The 17,696-nt window shown below is 70.3% G+C and carries 12 protein-coding genes and 2 tRNA genes; 7 read left to right on the top strand and 7 right to left on the bottom strand.

The annotated features are described in order from the left end of the window. Window positions 1-120: 120 nt before the first annotated feature. Complete coding sequence (locus tag ACIOJD_RS21535; protein WP_401915985.1) at window positions 121-699, bottom strand: TetR/AcrR family transcriptional regulator; 579 nt, start codon at window positions 697-699, stop codon at window positions 121-123. Between the two features lie 111 nt (window positions 700-810). After that, window positions 811-1,770, bottom strand: a complete 960-nt coding sequence (locus ACIOJD_RS21530) for a bifunctional DNA primase/polymerase (RefSeq protein WP_401915982.1) — start codon at window positions 1,768-1,770, stop codon at window positions 811-813. 348 nt (window positions 1,771-2,118) lie between these two features. Between ACIOJD_RS21530 and ACIOJD_RS21525 the strand changes: the two genes are divergently transcribed. The 4 genes from ACIOJD_RS21525 to ACIOJD_RS21510 all read left to right on the top strand — a co-directional run bounded on the left by ACIOJD_RS21525 (window position 2,119) and on the right by ACIOJD_RS21510 (window position 6,813). Then, a complete protein-coding gene (locus ACIOJD_RS21525) occupies window positions 2,119-2,430 on the top strand; it encodes a hypothetical protein (protein ID WP_401882057.1) in 312 nt (103 codons plus the stop codon). A gap of 535 nt (window positions 2,431-2,965) precedes the next feature. After that, window positions 2,966-3,646, top strand: coding sequence for a SigE family RNA polymerase sigma factor (locus ACIOJD_RS21520; protein ID WP_401915978.1), 681 nt, complete (start codon window positions 2,966-2,968; stop codon window positions 3,644-3,646). Window positions 3,647-3,822: 176 nt separating this feature from the next. Next, window positions 3,823-5,487: a long-chain fatty acid--CoA ligase gene (locus ACIOJD_RS21515; protein WP_401915976.1), complete on the top strand. Its 1,665-nt coding sequence runs from the start codon at window positions 3,823-3,825 to the stop codon at window positions 5,485-5,487. Window positions 5,488-5,691: 204 nt separating this feature from the next. After that, on the top strand, window positions 5,692-6,813 hold the full coding sequence (locus tag ACIOJD_RS21510; protein ID WP_401915974.1) for an asparaginase: 1,122 nt from the start codon (window positions 5,692-5,694) through the stop codon (window positions 6,811-6,813). 189 nt (window positions 6,814-7,002) lie between these two features. On the opposite strand, the gene ACIOJD_RS21505 is transcribed toward ACIOJD_RS21510, so the two are convergent. Continuing rightward, on the bottom strand, window positions 7,003-7,575 hold the full coding sequence (locus tag ACIOJD_RS21505) for a TetR/AcrR family transcriptional regulator (RefSeq protein ID WP_401915972.1): 573 nt from the start codon (window positions 7,573-7,575) through the stop codon (window positions 7,003-7,005). A gap of 96 nt (window positions 7,576-7,671) precedes the next feature. Between ACIOJD_RS21505 and ACIOJD_RS21500 the strand changes: the two genes are divergently transcribed. Further along, window positions 7,672-9,144, top strand: coding sequence for an MDR family MFS transporter (locus tag ACIOJD_RS21500; RefSeq protein ID WP_401915969.1), 1,473 nt, complete (start codon window positions 7,672-7,674; stop codon window positions 9,142-9,144). A gap of 178 nt (window positions 9,145-9,322) precedes the next feature. Here the strand turns inward: ACIOJD_RS21500 and ACIOJD_RS21495 are convergent, their stop codons facing one another. Both ACIOJD_RS21495 and ACIOJD_RS21490 read right to left on the bottom strand, forming a co-directional pair. Then, entirely contained in the window at window positions 9,323-14,071 is a 4,749-nt protein-coding gene (locus ACIOJD_RS21495; RefSeq protein WP_401915967.1) for a PAS domain-containing protein, read from the bottom strand. Between the two features lie 332 nt (window positions 14,072-14,403). Further along, complete coding sequence (locus ACIOJD_RS21490; protein ID WP_401915964.1) at window positions 14,404-14,976, bottom strand: SSI family serine proteinase inhibitor; 573 nt, start codon at window positions 14,974-14,976, stop codon at window positions 14,404-14,406. Between the two features lie 205 nt (window positions 14,977-15,181). On the opposite strand from ACIOJD_RS21490, the gene ACIOJD_RS21485 reads away from it, so the two are divergent. After that, a tRNA-Ser gene (locus ACIOJD_RS21485) sits at window positions 15,182-15,272 on the top strand. 211 nt (window positions 15,273-15,483) lie between these two features. Beyond that, a tRNA-Arg gene (locus ACIOJD_RS21480) sits at window positions 15,484-15,556 on the top strand. A 119-nt stretch (window positions 15,557-15,675) separates the two neighbouring features. Here ACIOJD_RS21480 and ACIOJD_RS21475 read toward each other — a convergent pair. Further along, window positions 15,676-16,824 (bottom strand): HTTM domain-containing protein, encoded by a 1,149-nt coding sequence (locus tag ACIOJD_RS21475; RefSeq protein ID WP_401915963.1) that lies wholly within the window; start codon window positions 16,822-16,824, stop codon window positions 15,676-15,678. After that, the gene (locus ACIOJD_RS21470) at window positions 16,814-17,518 is read right to left on the bottom strand and encodes a DUF5819 family protein (RefSeq protein WP_401915962.1); all 705 of its coding nucleotides are present in this window, start codon (window positions 17,516-17,518) and stop codon (window positions 16,814-16,816) included. Before ACIOJD_RS21470 ends, ACIOJD_RS21475 begins: the two co-directional genes overlap by 11 nt. Window positions 17,519-17,696 lie beyond the last annotated feature (178 nt).

The raw sequence follows: 17,696 nt of genomic DNA, 5'->3' as shown, positions 1-17,696 counted from the left end.
GACGGAGCGTCAACTGGTACGGATTCGTGTCAGCTCGTGTCAGCTCGTGCGGCGACGAAGCGGCAGCTCGTACGGATTCGCGTCGGCGACTCGTACCGTGTCGCGTCCGTCCTGTTCGCGTCAGTCCTGGCCCTGAGCGGCGGCGAGACACGTCACAACCTGCTTGGCGCCGTCGACCGCCCGGTGGAACGCCGCGGGATCCTGGTGCGCGCGGGCGAGGACGTAACCGCCCTGCACCGTCGCGATGATCAGCGAAGCCATCATGTCCGGGTCGGTGTCGGAACGGAGTTCACCCGTGCGCACCCCGTCCGCGAGCACCGCGGACAGGCGGTCGGCGAGCCAGGTGAAGAAGTCCGCCGTGGGAGCGCGCAGACCGGCGTCGGCGACGACGTCGTGGTCCTGTGCCAGGCGCCCCATGCGGCAGCCGGCCAGCGGGTCGCGCTCCCGGTCGAGGAAGGCGCAGACGCGCGCGACGGCGGACTCCTCCCCGTCCAGGGCTTCCTCCACGCTGGACCGGAGCTGGTCGCTCATGTGCGTCATGGCGGCGACGGCCAGCCCCGCCTTGCCGGAGAAGTGGTGGTACATGCTCCCCTGGCCCGCTTCCGCGCGCTCCAGGATCATGGCCGGGCTCATGCCCGTGTACCCCCGCTCCCACAGGAGGTCGGCCGTGGCCAGGGTGAGTGCCTCCTTCTTGCTCATGCGGTCACTGTACCTACCACTTGTTACACCGGAAAGCCGGTGAACGGTGCTCCCGCGGGCCGCACACCACCTGCCGCGCGCCAGGAGCCGCGGCCGGTCCCTGACGGGCGGTCAGGGGCCGGCCGTCAGGCGGGCGGCCGAGGCGATGGCCGCGCGCGCCTCGCGTTCGTTCAGGCCCGTACGTACGGCGGCGGCGACCAGCGGTTCCACGAGGGCCTCGCCGTATCCGTGCTCGTACGCACGGCAAGCGGCCCAGAACAGCCGGGTGTTGCGCTGTCCCTCGTGCGCCGCGAGGACGAACCGCACCAGGCCGTGACCCTGCGCGGGCCGTCCCTGGGGCTGGTGTCGCGGGTGTACGGGCGGCGCGAGCAGCCGCAGGAGCGCGCGAGGGCACGGGGCGGGCCGGAGTCCGGCCGAGCCCGGAGCCACCCGGTACGCGCCACGGGCCGTGACGGAGCCGGGGCCGACGAGATAGCCGCCGGTGCCACGGACATCGATACCGGGGGCGAGGCGGCCCGCCGAGTTGTGCACGACGACGTCCGGCGGGCCCGTCAGCCAGATGTGACGGCCGCCGCTGGGGGTCAGGACGATCACGGTCTCCGGCAGCGTGAACAGGTGCTGGAGCGCCAGCTGCTGGAGGGCGGCCACGGAGTCCGGAGCGGGACCGTAGTCCGGAGCGGGACCGCCATGGGAGCCCGCACCGGCACCGGCACCCGCACCGGCACCCGCACCGGCGGTGGCACCGACGCCGTCGGCGGGCGTGACGTCGAGATCGATACCGATGAGCCGATGCGGGGGCCTGCCGCAGGCGATGCCGTAGCCGGTGGCCCAGGGCGCGGCGGCGAACAGGGCGCGTACGCCGGTGGGGTCGGTGGTCGCGTCGTGCACGCCGTGGCCCGGGAGCCCGCATTCGCCACGGCAGCGGACCGGCTCGGGCTCGTCCCGATGGGGCGAGCGCAGCGCGGGGAGCTTGGTGGGGGACAGGGGGAAGACGGGGAGCCCACGTTCGGCGGCGGACAGCGCGTGGGCGAGGGCCGGGGTGGTGGCGGAGTGCCGGGCGGTGGTGGCCATGAATCTACGTTCGTACAGATGTTCGAAGAAGGGAAGGGGTGGTGGCGAGAGAACGCCACATTCAGGCGATCGCGCACCTTTTGGTCCCCCGCCGGGAACCCTTGTGGTGACCAGGTGGCGGCCGGGTGGTGACCGGGTTTGTCGACGATGGGGGTTGAGCTGGGGCTTTGGGGGCGCATCAGGGGTTTATCGACATGTCATCACGCTTGCGAGCGAATCAGGTCCTCCAGGGTGGTTCGCGGCGGATTCGGTGGGCAATTCTGGATTCGCGACGTCGTCACCACGACCGAGGCGGTCGGCCAACTGCCTTGGAAACAGCCGTACTTCTGGTTCACTGGAGGAAATGACATGGCAAGCTTCCGTACCGCTCGTGCCTTCGCCGCTGTCGCCGCGCTGCCCCTCGTCGCCGCGCTCTACACCGGTGTGGCCCAGGCTGACAACGGCGCCGTCTCCAACGATGGATCGAACGCGACCGTGGCCACGATCGGCGGTACCGGGGTAGGCGGCGCGAACCTCGGCAATTCGACGACCACGCAACAGGTGGCGACCGGCGCAGGAGCCTCGAATCAGAACAAGACCGCGAACGTGATCGGCTCGGCCTTCACCGCCATCGACCAGTCCAACGAGACCATCGCGGTCAATTTCAACCGCTTCCTGTAGTAATGCGCGGCCCGACGGGGGGATGACCGAGGGGTGAACGACGTTCTGCGCGACGGTGCTTCGGCGCCGTCGCGCAGTCCGTTCTCCGCATGTGGCACGCGTGATGTGGCACGCGTGCCGCTCGTGCCGCGCCGTATCGCACGTTCCGTACGTTCCGTACGTGGGTGGCCTGGACACATGGCGCGGGTGGGCCCCCGTACGCATGGGCGCGGGTGGGGCCCGTACGCATGGGCCTGGGTGGCCTGTACGCAAGCCGTACGGGCCTTTTCGCGTGCCCCGGCCGCAGGGCCGAAGAGTCCGTCGCGCCAGCCTCGTACCGTACGCCGTCCCACCTGCGAGTGACGCCGCCGACCGCCCGGCTGCCGGGCCCGCGAGTGTCCTGTGGCCCTCGCCCCGGGGGCCGGACCCTGACGGGTCCACTCCCGCTCTCCACCTTCAGGAGGTGCAGCCGACACCACGAGTACTCCCTGAGGCGGACAAGCCTTCGGGACTTGGGGCCGATCCCCTGCGAAGGGTCCGCTCCTAGCGTGGAGCCATGACCACGCCTGTCTGCACGGACGCCTTCAAAGCCGCCAAGCCGGCCGCGTTCCCGCCGTACGCATCGCTGAACGCGCCCTCCGCGCACCCGGCTCACGGCCAGCCGGTACACCAGACGCAGCCGCCGCAGCAGGCCCACCCGCAGCAGGCATTCGCGCCGCAGGTCGCCCACGTCCCGTACCCGCCCTACGCGTCGTTCTCCTCGTATGTACGGGCGCGGGGCCCCGTACTGCTGCGGACCGCTCGCTCGCTCACCTCCAACCCGTGCGACGCCGAGGACCTGCTTCAGACGGCTCTCACCAAGACGTATGTCGCCTGGGACCGGATCCAGGACCACCGAGCCCTGGACGGTTACGTCCGCCGCGCCCTGCTGAACACCCGTACCTCGCAGTGGCGCAAGCGCAAGGTCGACGAATTCGCCTGCGAGGAACTGCCCGAGCCGGCGGGACTGCCGGAACCCGACCCCGCCGAGCGGCAGGTGCTCCACGACGCGATGTGGCGCGCGGTGATGAGACTCCCCGACCGGCAGCGGGCGATGGTCGTCCTGCGGTACTACGAGGATCTCAGCGAGACCCAGACCGCGGAGGTGCTCGGCGTCTCGGTCGGCACGGTCAAGAGCGCGGTGTCGCGCGCCCTCGGCAAGCTCCGCGAGGACCCGGAGCTCGCACCGGCCCGCTGATACGACGACTGATGCCTGGCGCCTGACGTTTGACGTTTGATCCTGATGGGCTTCGGAGGGTTCGTACGGCGGTTTCCGCTCCCGGGTAGTGACATACCGCACGGTACGTGCGCACAATTCGCGCAACTCTTCTGCTTTTTCTGCCACGCAGCGCAAGCGCCCACCGGGAGGACGCCGTGCTCAGCACCATGCAGGACGTACCGCTGACTGTGACCCGCATCCTGCGTCACGGGATGACCGTACACGGAACGTCACAGGTCACCACCTGGACCGGCGGGAGCGAGCCACAGCGCCGCAGCTTCGCCGAGGTGGGGGCACGTGCCGCGCAACTGGCACACGCGCTCCGTGGGCTGGGTGTCGGCGAGGGTGATGTCACGGGGACCCTGATGTGGAACAACTCCGAGCATGTGGAGGCGTACTTCGCCGTACCGTCCATGGGCGCGGTTCTCCACACGCTGAATCTGCGGCTTCCGGCGGACCAGCTGAGTTACATCGCGCGCCACGCCGGCGACAAGGTGATCTTGGTCAATGGCTCATTGGCCGGGTTGCTGCTCCCGCTCCTCCCGGATTTGCCGCAGCTTGAGCACGTGGTCGTTTCCGGCGCGGTGGCCGACGAAGCCCGTGCGGCATTGTCCGCGGCTTCCGGAGTGCGGGTTCACGAGTACGAGGAATTGCTCGCCGGGCACCCCACGGCCTATGACTGGCCGGAGCTGGACGAACGGCGCGCGGCCTCGCTCTGCTACACGTCCGGGACCACCGGGGAGCCCAAGGGGGTCGCGTATTCGCATCGGTCCATCTATCTGCACTCCATGCAGGTCAACATGGCCGAGTCGATGGGTCTGACGGATGCGGACCTCTCGCTGGTGATCGTGCCCCAATTTCATTGTAATTCTTGGGGTTTGCCGCACGCGGCGTTCATGACCGGCATCAATATGCTGATGCCCGACCGATTCCTCCAGCCCGCCCCGCTCGCCGAAATGATCGAGCGCGAAAGGCCCACGCACGCCGCCGCCGTTCCCACCATCTGGCAGGGCCTGCTCGCCGAGTTGACCGCGAAACCGCGTGACGTCAGCACCCTGACCCAGGTGACGATCGGCGGCTCGGCGTGCCCGCCGTCCCTGATGAAGGCATTCGACGAGCTCGGAATGCGGGTCTTCCACGCCTGGGGCATGACGGAGACGTCGCCGCTGGGCACGGTGGCGAGGCCGCCGGCCACGGTGGCGCCCGGTTCCGAGGAGGAGTTCGCCTACCGGCTTACGCAGGGCCGCTTTCCGGCGGGCGTCGAGGGACGCCTCGTCGGTCCGGGCGGTGAGGTACTTCCGTGGGACGGTGCGTCGGCCGGTGAGCTGGAGGTGCGCGGGCCCTGGGTCACCGGCGCGTACGTCGGCGGGGTGGAGGGTGAGTCCACGCGTCCGGCTGACAAGTTCAGCGAGGACGGCTGGCTGAAGACGGGGGACGTGGGGACGATCTCCCCCGATGGATACCTGACCCTCACCGACCGGGCGAAGGACGTCATCAAGTCGGGCGGCGAGTGGATTTCGTCGGTCGAGCTGGAGAACGTGCTCATGTCCCACCCCGACATCGCCGAGGCCGCCGTCGTGGCCGTCCCGGATGAGAAATGGGGAGAACGGCCGCTGGCCACCGTGGTGTTCCGGGACGGTGCCTCGGCCGATTTCCTCGCCCTTCGTGAGCACCTCGCCTCCAATGGAATCGCACGGTGGCAGTTGCCGGAGCGGTGGGCCGTGGTGGCCGAGGTGCCCAAGACGAGCGTGGGGAAGTTCAACAAGAAGGTGTTGCGGGGGCGCTTCGCCGAAGGGGCGTTGCAGGTCGTGCGGGTCTGAGAGCGTTTCTCGTTGCCGTTGCAACACGGCAGGCAGGAGAAACGCAGAATTAACGGGGACGGCGCAGCGTGAAACGTGGCTCGGCCACTCTTTCCCCAGACTGTGCTCGGCTCCACCCGATCCGGGCGCATCACGGCAGTACCGGCGATCCCGGAACCCCAGCTTCCTGTCGATCCCGGAAAAGAGAGTTCTGTTATGCGAGGAATGCTGCGTCGATCCGTCCTGCTGACGGCTGTCATAGCCCTGACCGCGGGTACGGCCACCGCCGCCGAGCAGCGCAAGGCCCCGGCCAAGCTGCCCAAGGTCGCGGTCATCGGCACCGGCGGAACGATCGCCGGGGTGAGCAAGAGCCGGGTGGACTTCCAGGATTACGAGTCGGGCAAACTCCCCGTCTCCAAGCTGGTGGGTGATCTCAAGCCGGAGGTGGGCCGCGTGGCCGACGTCTCCACCGTGCAGTTCGGCAACAAGGGGTCGAGTGCCTACACCATGGCCGACTTCCGCAGGCTGACCCGGACGGTCGACGAACAACTGCGTACGAAAGACGCGGCGGTCGTCACCACCGGGACGGACACCATGGAGGAGTTCGCCTACTGGCTCGACCTGACCGTCCGCAGCGACAAGCCGGTCATCCTGACCGGATCGATGCGCCCCTGGACCGTCATCGGAACCGACGCGCCGGCGAATCTGTACAACGCCATCCAGCTTGCCGCCAGCGGCAAGACGACCTGCTTCGGCAGCGTCATCATGCTCAACGACGAGATACAGGCCGCCCGCGAGGCCCGCAAGTCGGACGCGTTGCGCATGGACACGTTCAACAGCGGTGCCGGCGGCGCCCTGGGCGTGGTGGACCAGGACCGCGTCCGGATCAACAGGGCGCCCGCGCGGGTGGACAAGTGCGGCAAGCCGGGCTGGAAGACGCCGTTCGATCTCGACAAGATCGCGGGCCGGGGAAAGAGCCTGCCGAAGGTCGAGATCGCCTACAGCTATCAGGACGCGGGCGGCGAGGCCATCAAGGGGTTCGCGGACTCCGGCGCGGCCGGTGTCGTCACCGCGGGCACGGGCGCGGGCGGCATCTCACCGGCGATGACCAAGGCGCGTGACGAGGCCGTCGAGAAGAAGGACGTGGTCTTCGCCTCCACCACCCGTACGGGCAATGGCGCCGTCTACGACGACAAGGCGGACGGCGCGGTGATCGGCGCGGCGGACCTCAGCGCCCAGAAGGCCCGCATCCTGCTCCTGCTCTCCCTCGCGACCACCGACGACGTCGACAAGGTCCGCGACTGGTTCACCACCCTGGGCACGGCGGAGTTCAAGAGCCGCGGCTAGGCCCTGTCCGGTCGGTCTTCGCCGGGCCCGCAACGCCCGACAGGATCGACCGTCCACGGCCTCTCATTCGGATGGTGCCAGGGCTCGCGAGCCCTGGCACTCCGGTATTTCGCGGTCGGCGTGCGGCTCGATTTGATCTTCCTCGGGCAAAAGGGCCCACCTCCCCGGTTCACGCGTGCGGTGCCGCGGTCAGCGCACCAGGGGCAGAAAGATCGTGTCGACGATCTCTTCGAGGACGCGGTCGGGCGCGGGGGCGAACGTCGTGAGGAACTCGTGGCGCAGTAGGTCGAAGGGGAGGGACTTGATGCGTTCGGTGAGGAGCGCGGGTTTGATCTCGCCGCGGTCGACGGCGCGCTCGAAGAGCACGTCGACGGCTTCCTTGCGCCCCGTCACGGAGGGGTCGATCAGATTGCCGGGGCTGGTTCCGGTCTCCTGGTGGTGACTGGCCAGGTGCGTGCTCATGACGGTGACGAGCTGGACGTGGGTGGCGTCGTTGATCTTCCGCATCAGGGTGAGCACGTCCTGGCGCAGGCTTCCGGTGTCGGGAGCGTCGAGGACATGTGCCCGAAGGGTGTGCACGATGGCCGCGCGGGCGAGTTCGTCGCGGTCGGACCAGCGGCGGTAGAGGACCGGGGGGCTGGTGCCCGCGCGCTTGACGACGGCGTCCATGGTGAACCTGGCGTACCCGTTGTCGGTGAGTTCCGCCCAGGCCGCGTCGAGCAGCGCCTTCTCCAGTGCCGCTCCGCGGCGTCGCTCGGCCATGCGTATCCCCTCGCGTTCTAGATAGATTTGCCTATCTAATCCTAGCGGCCTAGTCTGGCTCCCGTTAGATAGATATCTGTATCTTACGGAGCCCTCATGAACGCTGATGACGCCAAGCCCACATCCGCGGACGCAGGCCCTGACCGCATCGAACCGGCCCTGCGGCGCCTGGCCTTCACCTTGATCATCGGCGCGCTCGCCGTCATCTTCGACACCACGATCATGACGGTCGCCATCGACAGCCTCGCCGAGCAGCTGCACGCCTCGCTCGCCGACATCCAGTGGGTGAGCACCGCCTACCTGCTGGCCCTGGCCACCGTGATGCCGGCGGTCGGATGGCTCCAGGCGGCCCTCGGCGGCAAGCGCCTGTGGATCGCGGCGCTGGGCCTGTTCCTCATCGGGTCACTGCTGTCCGCCTCGGCGTGGAACGTGCGGAGCCTGATCGTTTTCCGGGTGGTCCAGGGCTTCGGCGGCGGCATCATGATGGTGCTGATGACCACGCTGATCATGCAGGCGGCCAAGGGCCGCCACATCGGCAAGGTCATGTCGCTGATCACCGTGCCCACCGCGCTGGGCCCGATCGTCGGCCCCGTCCTGGGCGGCATCATCCTGCACCTGGGCGACTGGCGCTGGATCTTCCTGTTCAACGTGCCCTTCTGCGTCGTCGGCGCCTGGCTCGCCGCCCGCAACCTGCCCAAGGACGAATCCGCGCCCCGCCCCCGCCTCGATGTCGTCGGCATGCTCCTGCTCTCACCGGGCATCGCCGCCGCCATCTACGGCCTGACCCGGCTCGCCGGATCCGACGGACCGACCAGCCCCGAGGTCGCACTGCCCCTGTTCGCCGGACTCGCCCTGCTGCTCGGCTACCTCGGCTGGGCACTGCGGCGGGGCCCGGACGCCCTGGTCGACATCCGGCTCTTCCGTCACCGCGCCCTGACCGCGTCCTCGGTGCTCGTTTTCCTGTCCGGCGCCGCCCTGTACGGCACCATGCTGCTCCTGCCGCTGTACTGGCAGCAGGTCCGCGGCGAATCCGCCCTCGGCGCCGCGCTGCTGCTCATCCCGCAAGGCATGGGCACGCTGCTCTCCCGTGCGCTGGCCGGCCGCTACATGGACCGCTTCGGACCGCGTCCGGTCGCCGTCGCCGCCTTCGTCCTCACCTGCGCGGCCACCGTGCCGTTCGGCTTCGTCACCGCCTCCACCAGCGACATCGCGCTGATGGCCGTACTGTTCCTGCGCGGCATCGGACTGGGAGCCGCGATGATCACGATCATGGGCGCCCCCTTCGTCGGGCTCAAGCCCGAAGAGATCCCCCAAGGCGCCGGCATCGGCCGCATGGCCCAGCAGATCGGCGGCTCCGCGGGCACCGCGCTCCTGGCCGTGATCCTTCAGCGGACCTCCGTCGGCGCGCACACCCCCGACGCCTTGGCCTCGGGATTCGGCGACGCCTTCTGGTGGGCCGCCGCGTTCACCGCCGCGGCCGTTCCACTCTGCCTCCTGCTGCCCGGCCGCCCCAGCCCGGCGGCACACGTCCAGGACACCACGCCCGCCGGAAAGCTCACCGGGGCCTGAGCAATCACCGAGCCGGCCCCAGGGCGCCGTCGTCCTCGTACCAGCTCGGTCGCGCCCGGATCGCGCAGCGGACACAGACCCTGCCGGGGGCCGCCGGGCCCGGAACACCCGGCACCGCACCCTCGCCGCGTTGCCGGAATGCCACCGGGCCGATCCGACAAGACCGACCGGACAGGACCTAGTTGGTCCCGATCTTCGCGAGCAGGTCGACGATCCGGGACTGCACCTCGGTGCTGGTGGAGCGTTCCGCGAGGAACAGTACGGTCTCGCCGGACGCGAGCCGCGGCAGATCCGCCTCGTTGATGCCGGTCGAGGTGTAGATGACCAGCGGGGTCCGGTTCAACTGGCCGTTCGCCCGCAGCCAGTCGATGATGCCCGCGCGTCGGCGCCGTACCTGCATCAGGTCCATGACCACCAGGTTCGGCCGCATCTGGGTGGCCAGGTGGACCGCTTCCTCGTCGGTGGACGCCCGCGCGACCTGCATGAGGCGCCGCTCCAGCGTCTCCGTCAGCGCGACCGCGATCTCGTCGTGCTCCTCGATCAACAGGACGCGGGACGGGTGCTGTTCGCTGTCGCGCGGTGCCAGGGCCTTGAGGAGTACGGCCGGGTCCGCGCCGTACGCCGCTTCGCGGGTCGCCTGGCCCAGACCCGACGTCACCAGGACGGGGACCTCGGCCGCGACCGCGGCCTGGCGCAGCGACTGGAGGGCGGTCCGGGTGATCGGCCCGGTCAGCGGGTCGACGAACAGCGCCGCGGGGAACGCGGCGATCTGGGCGTCGACCTCCTCGCGGGAGTGCACGATCACGGGACGGTAGCCACGGGAACTCAGCGCCTGTTCGGTGGCGACGTCCGGCGCGGGCCAGACCAGCAGCCGACGGGGGTTGTCGAGCGGCTCCGGGGGGAGTTCGTCGTCGACGGGCTGTGGCTGCGGGCGGTTGGCGACCTCGACCGCGCCGCCGGGACCGTCCAGCGGCTCGGGGCCCTCGGCGCCCTCGTCGGGCGCTCCTATCGCGTACGACCGTCCCTCCGAGTACGCGGCGGGCAGCCGCGAACCGCCAAGGGAGGCCTGCGCGGCCTGGGCGGCCTGGGCGGTTTGGGAAGCGCCGGTGCGCGTGCCCGTGCCCGTGCGTGTGCCCGTGCCGGATTGCGACGGGCCCTGGTGGGGCTGCTGACCCTGGTGGGGCTGCGCGTGAAGTTGCGGGTGGGACTGGGCATTCGGCTCGGCGCGCTCGGTGCCGTCGGGCGGGGTGCCCAGCTTGCGGCGCCTGCCGGACCCGAGGGACTGCGGCTGGCCCGGAGCCTTGCCCTGCGCCTGCCCCTGCCCGGGTGCCTTGCCCCGCGTCGGGGCCTGGGACTGATTCTGCGTCTGGGGCTGGACGAAGGGCATGCCCTGGCCGAGAGTACGCACGTTGAAGGCGCGCCCCATGGTCGAGTCGGGCGGGATCGGTGCCGGCGGCGGTGTCTCCTCGGGGAGGGGCTGCGCGGGCGGCAGCGGCTGGTGAGCGCCGAGCCGGGGATCCGGAAGAGACGACTCCGAAGAGGCGGCCGAAGCGGCGGACGAGGCGGATGTGGCTTCAGAGGCCTGTGCGACCTGTCCGGTCGGCGTCACCTGTCCGGCCCCGGGAACTACGGGAACCCCAGGAGTCCCAGGCGCCCCAGCGGTCCGGGGTGCCTGGCCGGTCGGAACGCTGCCGGTGCCACCGTTCGTACGAATGTCCGTACGGCTGTCCGTTTCGTGGGCGCGAGTGCGCGCGGGCCGCCCGTTCGCGACGCCGTACGCGCCCTGGCCGGCACCGTCGGTGCCGCTGCTCGGCTCGGGGGCGTCGGGCCAGCCGGGCGGGCCGGGCATCATGCCGAAGCCCGAAGAGGCCGGCAGTCCCTGCCCGTTGGTCCCCAGGCCCGCGCCCCGGCCGGGGGCGTCCTGGCCGGGCCCCGCCCAGCCGTGCGGGTCGACGGCCATGGCACCGGTGTCGAGTTCGACGGGCTCTTCGACCCCTTCGGCCCCTTCGATCTGGTTCTCCGCCGCGGGCCAGGCGAGTCCCTGACCGGGAGTACCGCTCTCGGGCCACTCGGGCGCTGCCGCGGGGGCACTGCGCGCCCGGCGCCGCCCCGGCGGCAAGGGGTGCGCCTTCGGCGGGGTGTGATCGGCTTCCGGCTCCGCGGCGTCCCGTACGGCGTCGTGGTGGCCCGGCACCGAACCGTCGGCCGTCGGCCTGATGGGCCCGGCGGGCCCGGTCGGCGGGGCCGGGGAAGGCGTCCGGTCGGCAGCGGCGGGCGGCAGAGCGAACGCGCTCCGGGGTCCTTCCTCGGCAGGTGCGGGGGCGGGCCGTTCCTGCGCGGGTGCCAGCGCGCGCCGTGCCCGGCGCCCGGCGGGCTGCCCCGGGGAGGCACCGGCCGAGGGAACCGGATACGTACCGGGCGTCGCGCCCGGAGGCTGGAGCTGCCCCTGAGCCGGGGCCGCGGGCTCGGCCGACGGCGCTGCGGGGGCGGACGGCGAGGCAGCCTCGGCCGGAGCGGCGGGTGGGATGGCACTGGCGGGCCCCACGGGACCGGGAGCCGCGATCGGACTGGGCGACACGGGACCCGAGGGCAGGGCCGGCAGCGCGCGCCGCGCCCGCCGCCCTGTCCCCGTCGCGGTCTCCGGAGGCACCCCTCCGGGCGGTACGGCCTGGCCGAGCGCCGCGCGCCCGGTCGGATGCGCCCCTTCGGCGGCCGTGACGACCGACCCCTCGGACGGCGCGCCCGGGGGCAGGGCGAAACGGGCCCCGGCATTCGGCGCGGGTGCTTCGGACTCCTCCGCAGGGCTCGGCCGCCCACGCCGACGGCCGGTGCCGCCACCGGGACCGGAGGCCTGCGCCGGAATCAGCTGACCGCCCTGACCACCTTGGTCACTCTGACCGGTCCCACCGCCCTGACCGCCCTGGCTGTCCTGTTCAGAGGCTGTGGCGTCCTCGGCCGCGCCGGCCGCGCGCGCCCGGCGCCGTCCTGTCGGCTCGCGGTCGCCGGGGGCCTCCACCGGGCCGTCGAGGAACGCGTCCGTGGACGCCCTCCGCGCTCGCCGCCTGCCACCCGCCGAGGTGCCAGGACCACGCTGCTGCGAGGACGGTGAGGACGGTGAGGGCGACGAAGACTCCGGGGACTGCGGGGACTGCGACGCCTGGGCGGGCAGCGCGGGCTGCGCCGACGGCGCCTGGGCGGGCGGCTGGACCGTACCCGCGCCTTCGCCGAGCGGCACCTCCAGTACGTACGCGCTGCCGCTCATGCCCGGCACCTCGTGCGTCTGGAGCACGCCGCCGTGCGCCCGTACGATCCCGCGCACGATCGGTTCATGCACCGGATCACCACCGGCGAACGGACCGCGCACCTCGATCCGTACGACATTGCCGCGCTGCGCGGCGGCGACCACGATCGTCGAGTCGAGGTAACCGCCACCCGGCACGACCCGGGCCCGGCCCGTCGAGTCGACCCCGGCCACATCGGCGACCAGATGCGCGAGCGCCGTGGCCAGCCGTCCGCCGTCCACCTCGGCCTCGATCGGCGGGGCATGCACCGCGAACTGCGCCCGGCCGGGCCCGATCAGCTCGACCGCGCCCTCCACACCGGCCGCCACGACCCCGTCGAGCAGGGTGTTCGTCTTGGCCAGCTGTTCCGTTCCGGCGTCGAGCTTCTGGTACCCGAGGACGTTGTCCACGAGCGTCGTCATCCGGGAGTAACCGGCGGCCAGATGATGCAGGATCTGGTTGGCCTCGGGCCACAGCTGCCCGGCCGGATCGGCGGAGAGGGTGGTCAGTTCGCCGCGCAGCTCCTCCAGCGGCCCGCGCAGCGATTCGCCGAGGACGGCGGTCAGCTGGGAGTGCCGGTCGGCCGTCTCCTGGTACCGCTCCGTCAGTTCCTCGATCTCGGCCGCGTACCGGTCGCTGCGGTCGGCGAGTTCCGCCGCGTGCCGTTCGTCGGCGGCGGCGAGTTCGGCGGTGAGGCGGTCGGTCGTCTCGGCGAGTTCGCTGGTGAGCCGGTCGGTCGTCTCGGCCAGCTCGGTGGTGAGGCGGACCGTCGTCTCCGTCAGCTCCGCCGCGTGCTGTTCCGCCGCCTCGGCCAGCTCGGTGGTGTGCTGCTCGCTGAGTTCGTCGTACGGACGCCGGTCGGTGAAGGTCATCACGGCGCCGACGAGCTGGTCGCCGTCCCGTACCGGCGCGGTCGTCAGGTCGACCGGCACCTGCTTGCCGCTCTTCGCCCACAGCACCTGCCCGCGCACCCGGTGCTTGCGCCCCGACCTGAGCGTGTCCGCGAGCGGCGAGTCCGCGTACGGGAAGGGTTCGCCGTCCGCGCGCGAGTGCAGGATCAGCGGGTGCAGCTCATGGCCACCCAGGTCGCTGGCGCGGAAGCCGAGGATCTGGGCGGCGGCGGGGTTGACGAGGACGACCCGGCCGTCGGTGTCCGTACCGACGACACCCTCCGACGCGGCCCGCAGGATCATCTCGGTCTGCCGCTGCGAACGCGCCAGCTCCGCCTCGGTGTCCATGGTCCCGGACAGATCCCGTACGACCAGCATCAGCAGCTCGTCGCCGGTGTAGCTGTGCGAGTCGTTGTAGGCGTCCCGGCCGTCCTCCAGGCTCGCGCTGGTGACTTCGGCCGGGAACTCCCCGCCGTCCGTACGCCGTGCCATCATGCGCGTCGGCTTCGTACGGCCACGGGCGTCCGCCGAAGCGGGGCGGCGCATGGAACCGGGGATCAGCTTGGAGTCGAACTCGGGGAGCAGATCGAGCAGCCCGCGACCGACCAGCGCGGTGCCGGGAGTCTCGAACATCTCCAGCGCGATGGTGTTGGCGTTGACGATCGTGCCGTTGGCGTTGACGAGCACCAAGCCGTCGGGCAGTGCGTCGAGTATCGCCGCGAGGCGAGCAGCGCCCCGGGATGGCCTGCTGCTCACGAGACGCTTCCTCCCTGACCTACTGCACCTTGCGGACGGCCGCACCCATCTTGCCCCTCGGGTCCTGGCCTGTCACTGAAGGGAGTCTAAGGGCTGGAACGGTGACCCCGGCGGCGGATGAGCGGGAGCTCTCGCAGGGGTTGTGTGCGGATGGCTTGTGCCACCGGCACCTCATACCCAGGTCACCGGTCCGCAATCCGTCTCGGACGCCGCTACCTGCACGTATTCCGGGGGCCGACTTTTCGGCGGTGGACGGCGACCTGCCCGGCGGACGGCGACCCGCCCGGGGGACGGACCGCCGATGACCGCCGACGCGGACTGATCGCCGACTCCTACGAGGCGGCGCTGGGCAGGAACGGCTCCAGCGTCCGCCAGCGGGCGATCTCGCATCCGTTCTTCTGGTTGAAGACGGCCTTGACGCTCCGGCCCTTCCAGGTACCTGCGACGCGCGCGGTGGCGTCGCCGCCGTACTGCATCGTGCACAGCGCGTCCTTGGCCACCGGCGCGAACGGGTCCTTCCCGTCGGCGGCCAGCTGCACGAGCCGGTTGCACGCGGACCGGGCCTGCGGATGCGACCCACCGGCCGGCCCGCACCTCAGCTGGTAGGTCGCCGGGGCGGCCTTGGTCTTGAGGCCCGCGACGGTGACGCTGAACGCGTCCTGAGCCTTCAGTCCCCCTTCGCGCCCCCCACGCCCCTCGCGCCCCTCGGGCAGGGGAAGCGGAAGCGGCGCGCGCTCCGCGATCGGCGCGAGGGGCGCGATCTGCGCCAGCCGTGTGAACTGCGTGAGCGGAACGGTGGAGGTACTGGCGAAGGCGTCGGCGGAGGCGGCGGGTGCGACGGCGCCCAGCGCGACGGCGGACACGGCGACGGAGGCGGCGGCGGTGCAGACGAGGCGACGCAGCATGGAAGCTCCTGAAAGGTTACCGATCTCTACGGATCCGGGGACGGCGTCCCGGCATCTCTAACGCGCGTGGGCCCCATGCGTTGCGCACCCGGGAGGTGCTTTGCTCTACGGCCCGCCTGCCTAGTACCGTGAGAACCGATTGGTGGCAGCCCACCCGGCTGTGTCATCATCTGCACGCACCATTCGCGCGAGCGCGGATGTAGCTGGAGGCGTCGCCTAGTCCGGTCTATGGCGCCGCACTGCTAATGCGGTTTGGGTCTTAAAGCCCATCGAGGGTTCAAATCCCTCCGCCTCCGCGTGTCGATCACCGAAGCCCCGGCCCCACGGCCGGGGCTTCGGTCGTTGAACGGCTCGGGGGAGGCTGCGGACACTCCGGGTGCGCCGGGCTGATTCTGAGGTGTTTTCGCAGGTCAGCCATAGTCTGGCTAACGGATTTCATCTGACGGCGCAGGTCATGTAATGTTGTTCTCGCAACGCCGACCGGGAAGAAAAAGCCCGGAACGCCAAGCACTCGTAGCTTAACGGATAGAGCATCTGACTACGGATCAGAAGGTTGCAGGTTCGAATCCTGCCGAGTGCACAGCAGACCAGAGGCCCTGTGGAGGAATCCACAGGGCCTCTGGTTTTTGCCTTGACGGAAGTGTTCGACGGCAATCGCCCGGGAGCCCGGGACGGACAGGCGCCGTCGGTATCCGACAGTCAGCCCGTCCTCTGTACGACGGCGGGGCCGGGCTGTGACGGGACGTTCGCGGTGCCTTCGGCTGGTGAGCCGACCCCGGTGGTCTCTGTCGGCCGTGCGGTACGCCGCCACAGCCGTGCCAGGGACTGGTAGAAGCGGTCCGGGAGGAACGCGGCATCAGCGATGATCATCGCGCCGGAGAAGAGCGGTAGCCCCATCAGTACCCCGATGCCGATGTGCATGCCCAGCAGCATTGCCAGGACGGGGTACTTGAGCCGGCCGAACAGGACGAACGGGAAGGCGACCTGCAACAGAACGGTCAGGTAGCTGACGATGGCGATCAGCGTCATGTGGCCGTCTGTCATGTGGGACAGCGCGGGCCAGGGCCGGAACAGATCGAGGTTCAGCACGTAGTGGAGGGCTGTGCCGTTCCCCCAGGTGGTGCCCTGCACCTTGTACAGGCCGGCGGAGCCGTAGAGGATGCAGATCTGGGCGGCGATGACGAACATGCCGCAGTTGTGCAGGACGGTGACCAACGTTTGCCGTGCGTCACCGAGTTGACCCGTAAGTCCGGTTCTGTGTGAATCGGCCGGCCGCTTGGGCGCTCTGTCCTGGGAGGTCCGGAGCCGGGCCCTGCGTGCGTCGAGGGACCAGCGTCGGCCGCATGCGGTGAAGACGAGGTAGACGGCCATGAGGAGGATGAGGTTGTCTCCTCCGTCTGTCATGAAGATCGACCGGGCGTGGAACGAGGCCACCACCACCGCGAACAGCACGGACACGGCTCTGGTCCGCCAGCCCAGCATGAAGAGTGCGGACGTCACGACGGCCACCGCGTAGCAGACCTCGAAGTACGCCCTGCTGTCGGACAGCGTCAGGAAGCTCGCCCATTCCGTCTGGTCGAACAACTGCTTCGCCAGCGTCGGCGTCCACGCCGAACCTGGCCCCCAGATCTCGTCGCGGTGCGGGAACTCGCGCAGCAGGAAGAGGAGGTAGAGCAGGCCGTACCCGATGCGCAGCACCGCCGTGGCGTACAGGGACACGGGCCGCTCGGTCAGTACGGCCAAGAGCGCACCGGCCCGGTGGAGGAGCCGCGAGTTGGCTGCGCGCCATCGGGGGCGGGAGTGGGGACGGGGTGCGGATGCCGTGACCGGCTCTCGTTCAGTTCCCATCGGGGGTCACCTTCCACCAGGGGAGGACACGGATGTCGCTCGGCGCGGGCGCTGTCCTGACCGCCGGGCGGTCGCCGTTCGCCGTGGCGGGCGGGGCGATGGGCAGACTGGTGACGCGAAGTTGAATGGACTCGAAGGCACCACGGTGATGGGCGGTGACACGGGCCGCCGCGATATTGCGCAGATACTTCTGGATCATCACGGCGCGCTCGGTACGGGGCTCGTCATCGCTGCCGTGCATTTCGGTATAAGAGGTCCAGGCCCGGCGCAGCATGTTCTGTGTCGTATGGCTCGGGAGAACATTGTGCTTGGTCGCTGAATTGTCAACCGCGCTCAGGTCGAGCCAATTGCTCACCCGCACGGTGCCGTCCGCGGTGAGGTGCGCGGTTCTCGCGGAGATCTGCCGGTTGACCGACTCGGGTTCCGGCGCGAACAGGCGCCAGTTCTGCTCGAACAACGGATAGACCCACGTGTTGACCTGCCGACTGAACTGCTGGGAAACGGCGTTGGAAGGGGCCACATGCAGAAACATCATCAGCACATGGATCAGAGAAATCGCCAGGCACAGCACCACTGCCGCACCCAGTCCTGCACTCAGCGGACCGGGCCGCTGCGACGGGCCGTGGGCCGTGAGTAATTCTCCGGACGATTTTGGTGCGGTCGGACCACCACCTGTCTGCTCCTTGTCCTTCACAACCACTGATTCAAAGACACCCGCCACAGCCCACCCGGCCTTCCCAACTCGGCTGTTCACTCGCGTATTTCTTGGAATTTCACCGGTGGGGGGGGGGGGGGGGGGGGGGGGGGGGGGGGGGGGGGCCCCCGGCCCCCCCCCCCCCCCCCCACACCACCGACCTTTACGCCTTGCTGTT

The organism is Streptomyces sp. NPDC088116, assembly GCF_044741745.1.
Taxonomy (GTDB): domain Bacteria; phylum Actinomycetota; class Actinomycetes; order Streptomycetales; family Streptomycetaceae; genus Streptomyces.
The sequence above is the reverse complement of the archived record's forward strand: the minus strand, read 5'-3'. Positions and strand labels throughout refer to the sequence as shown.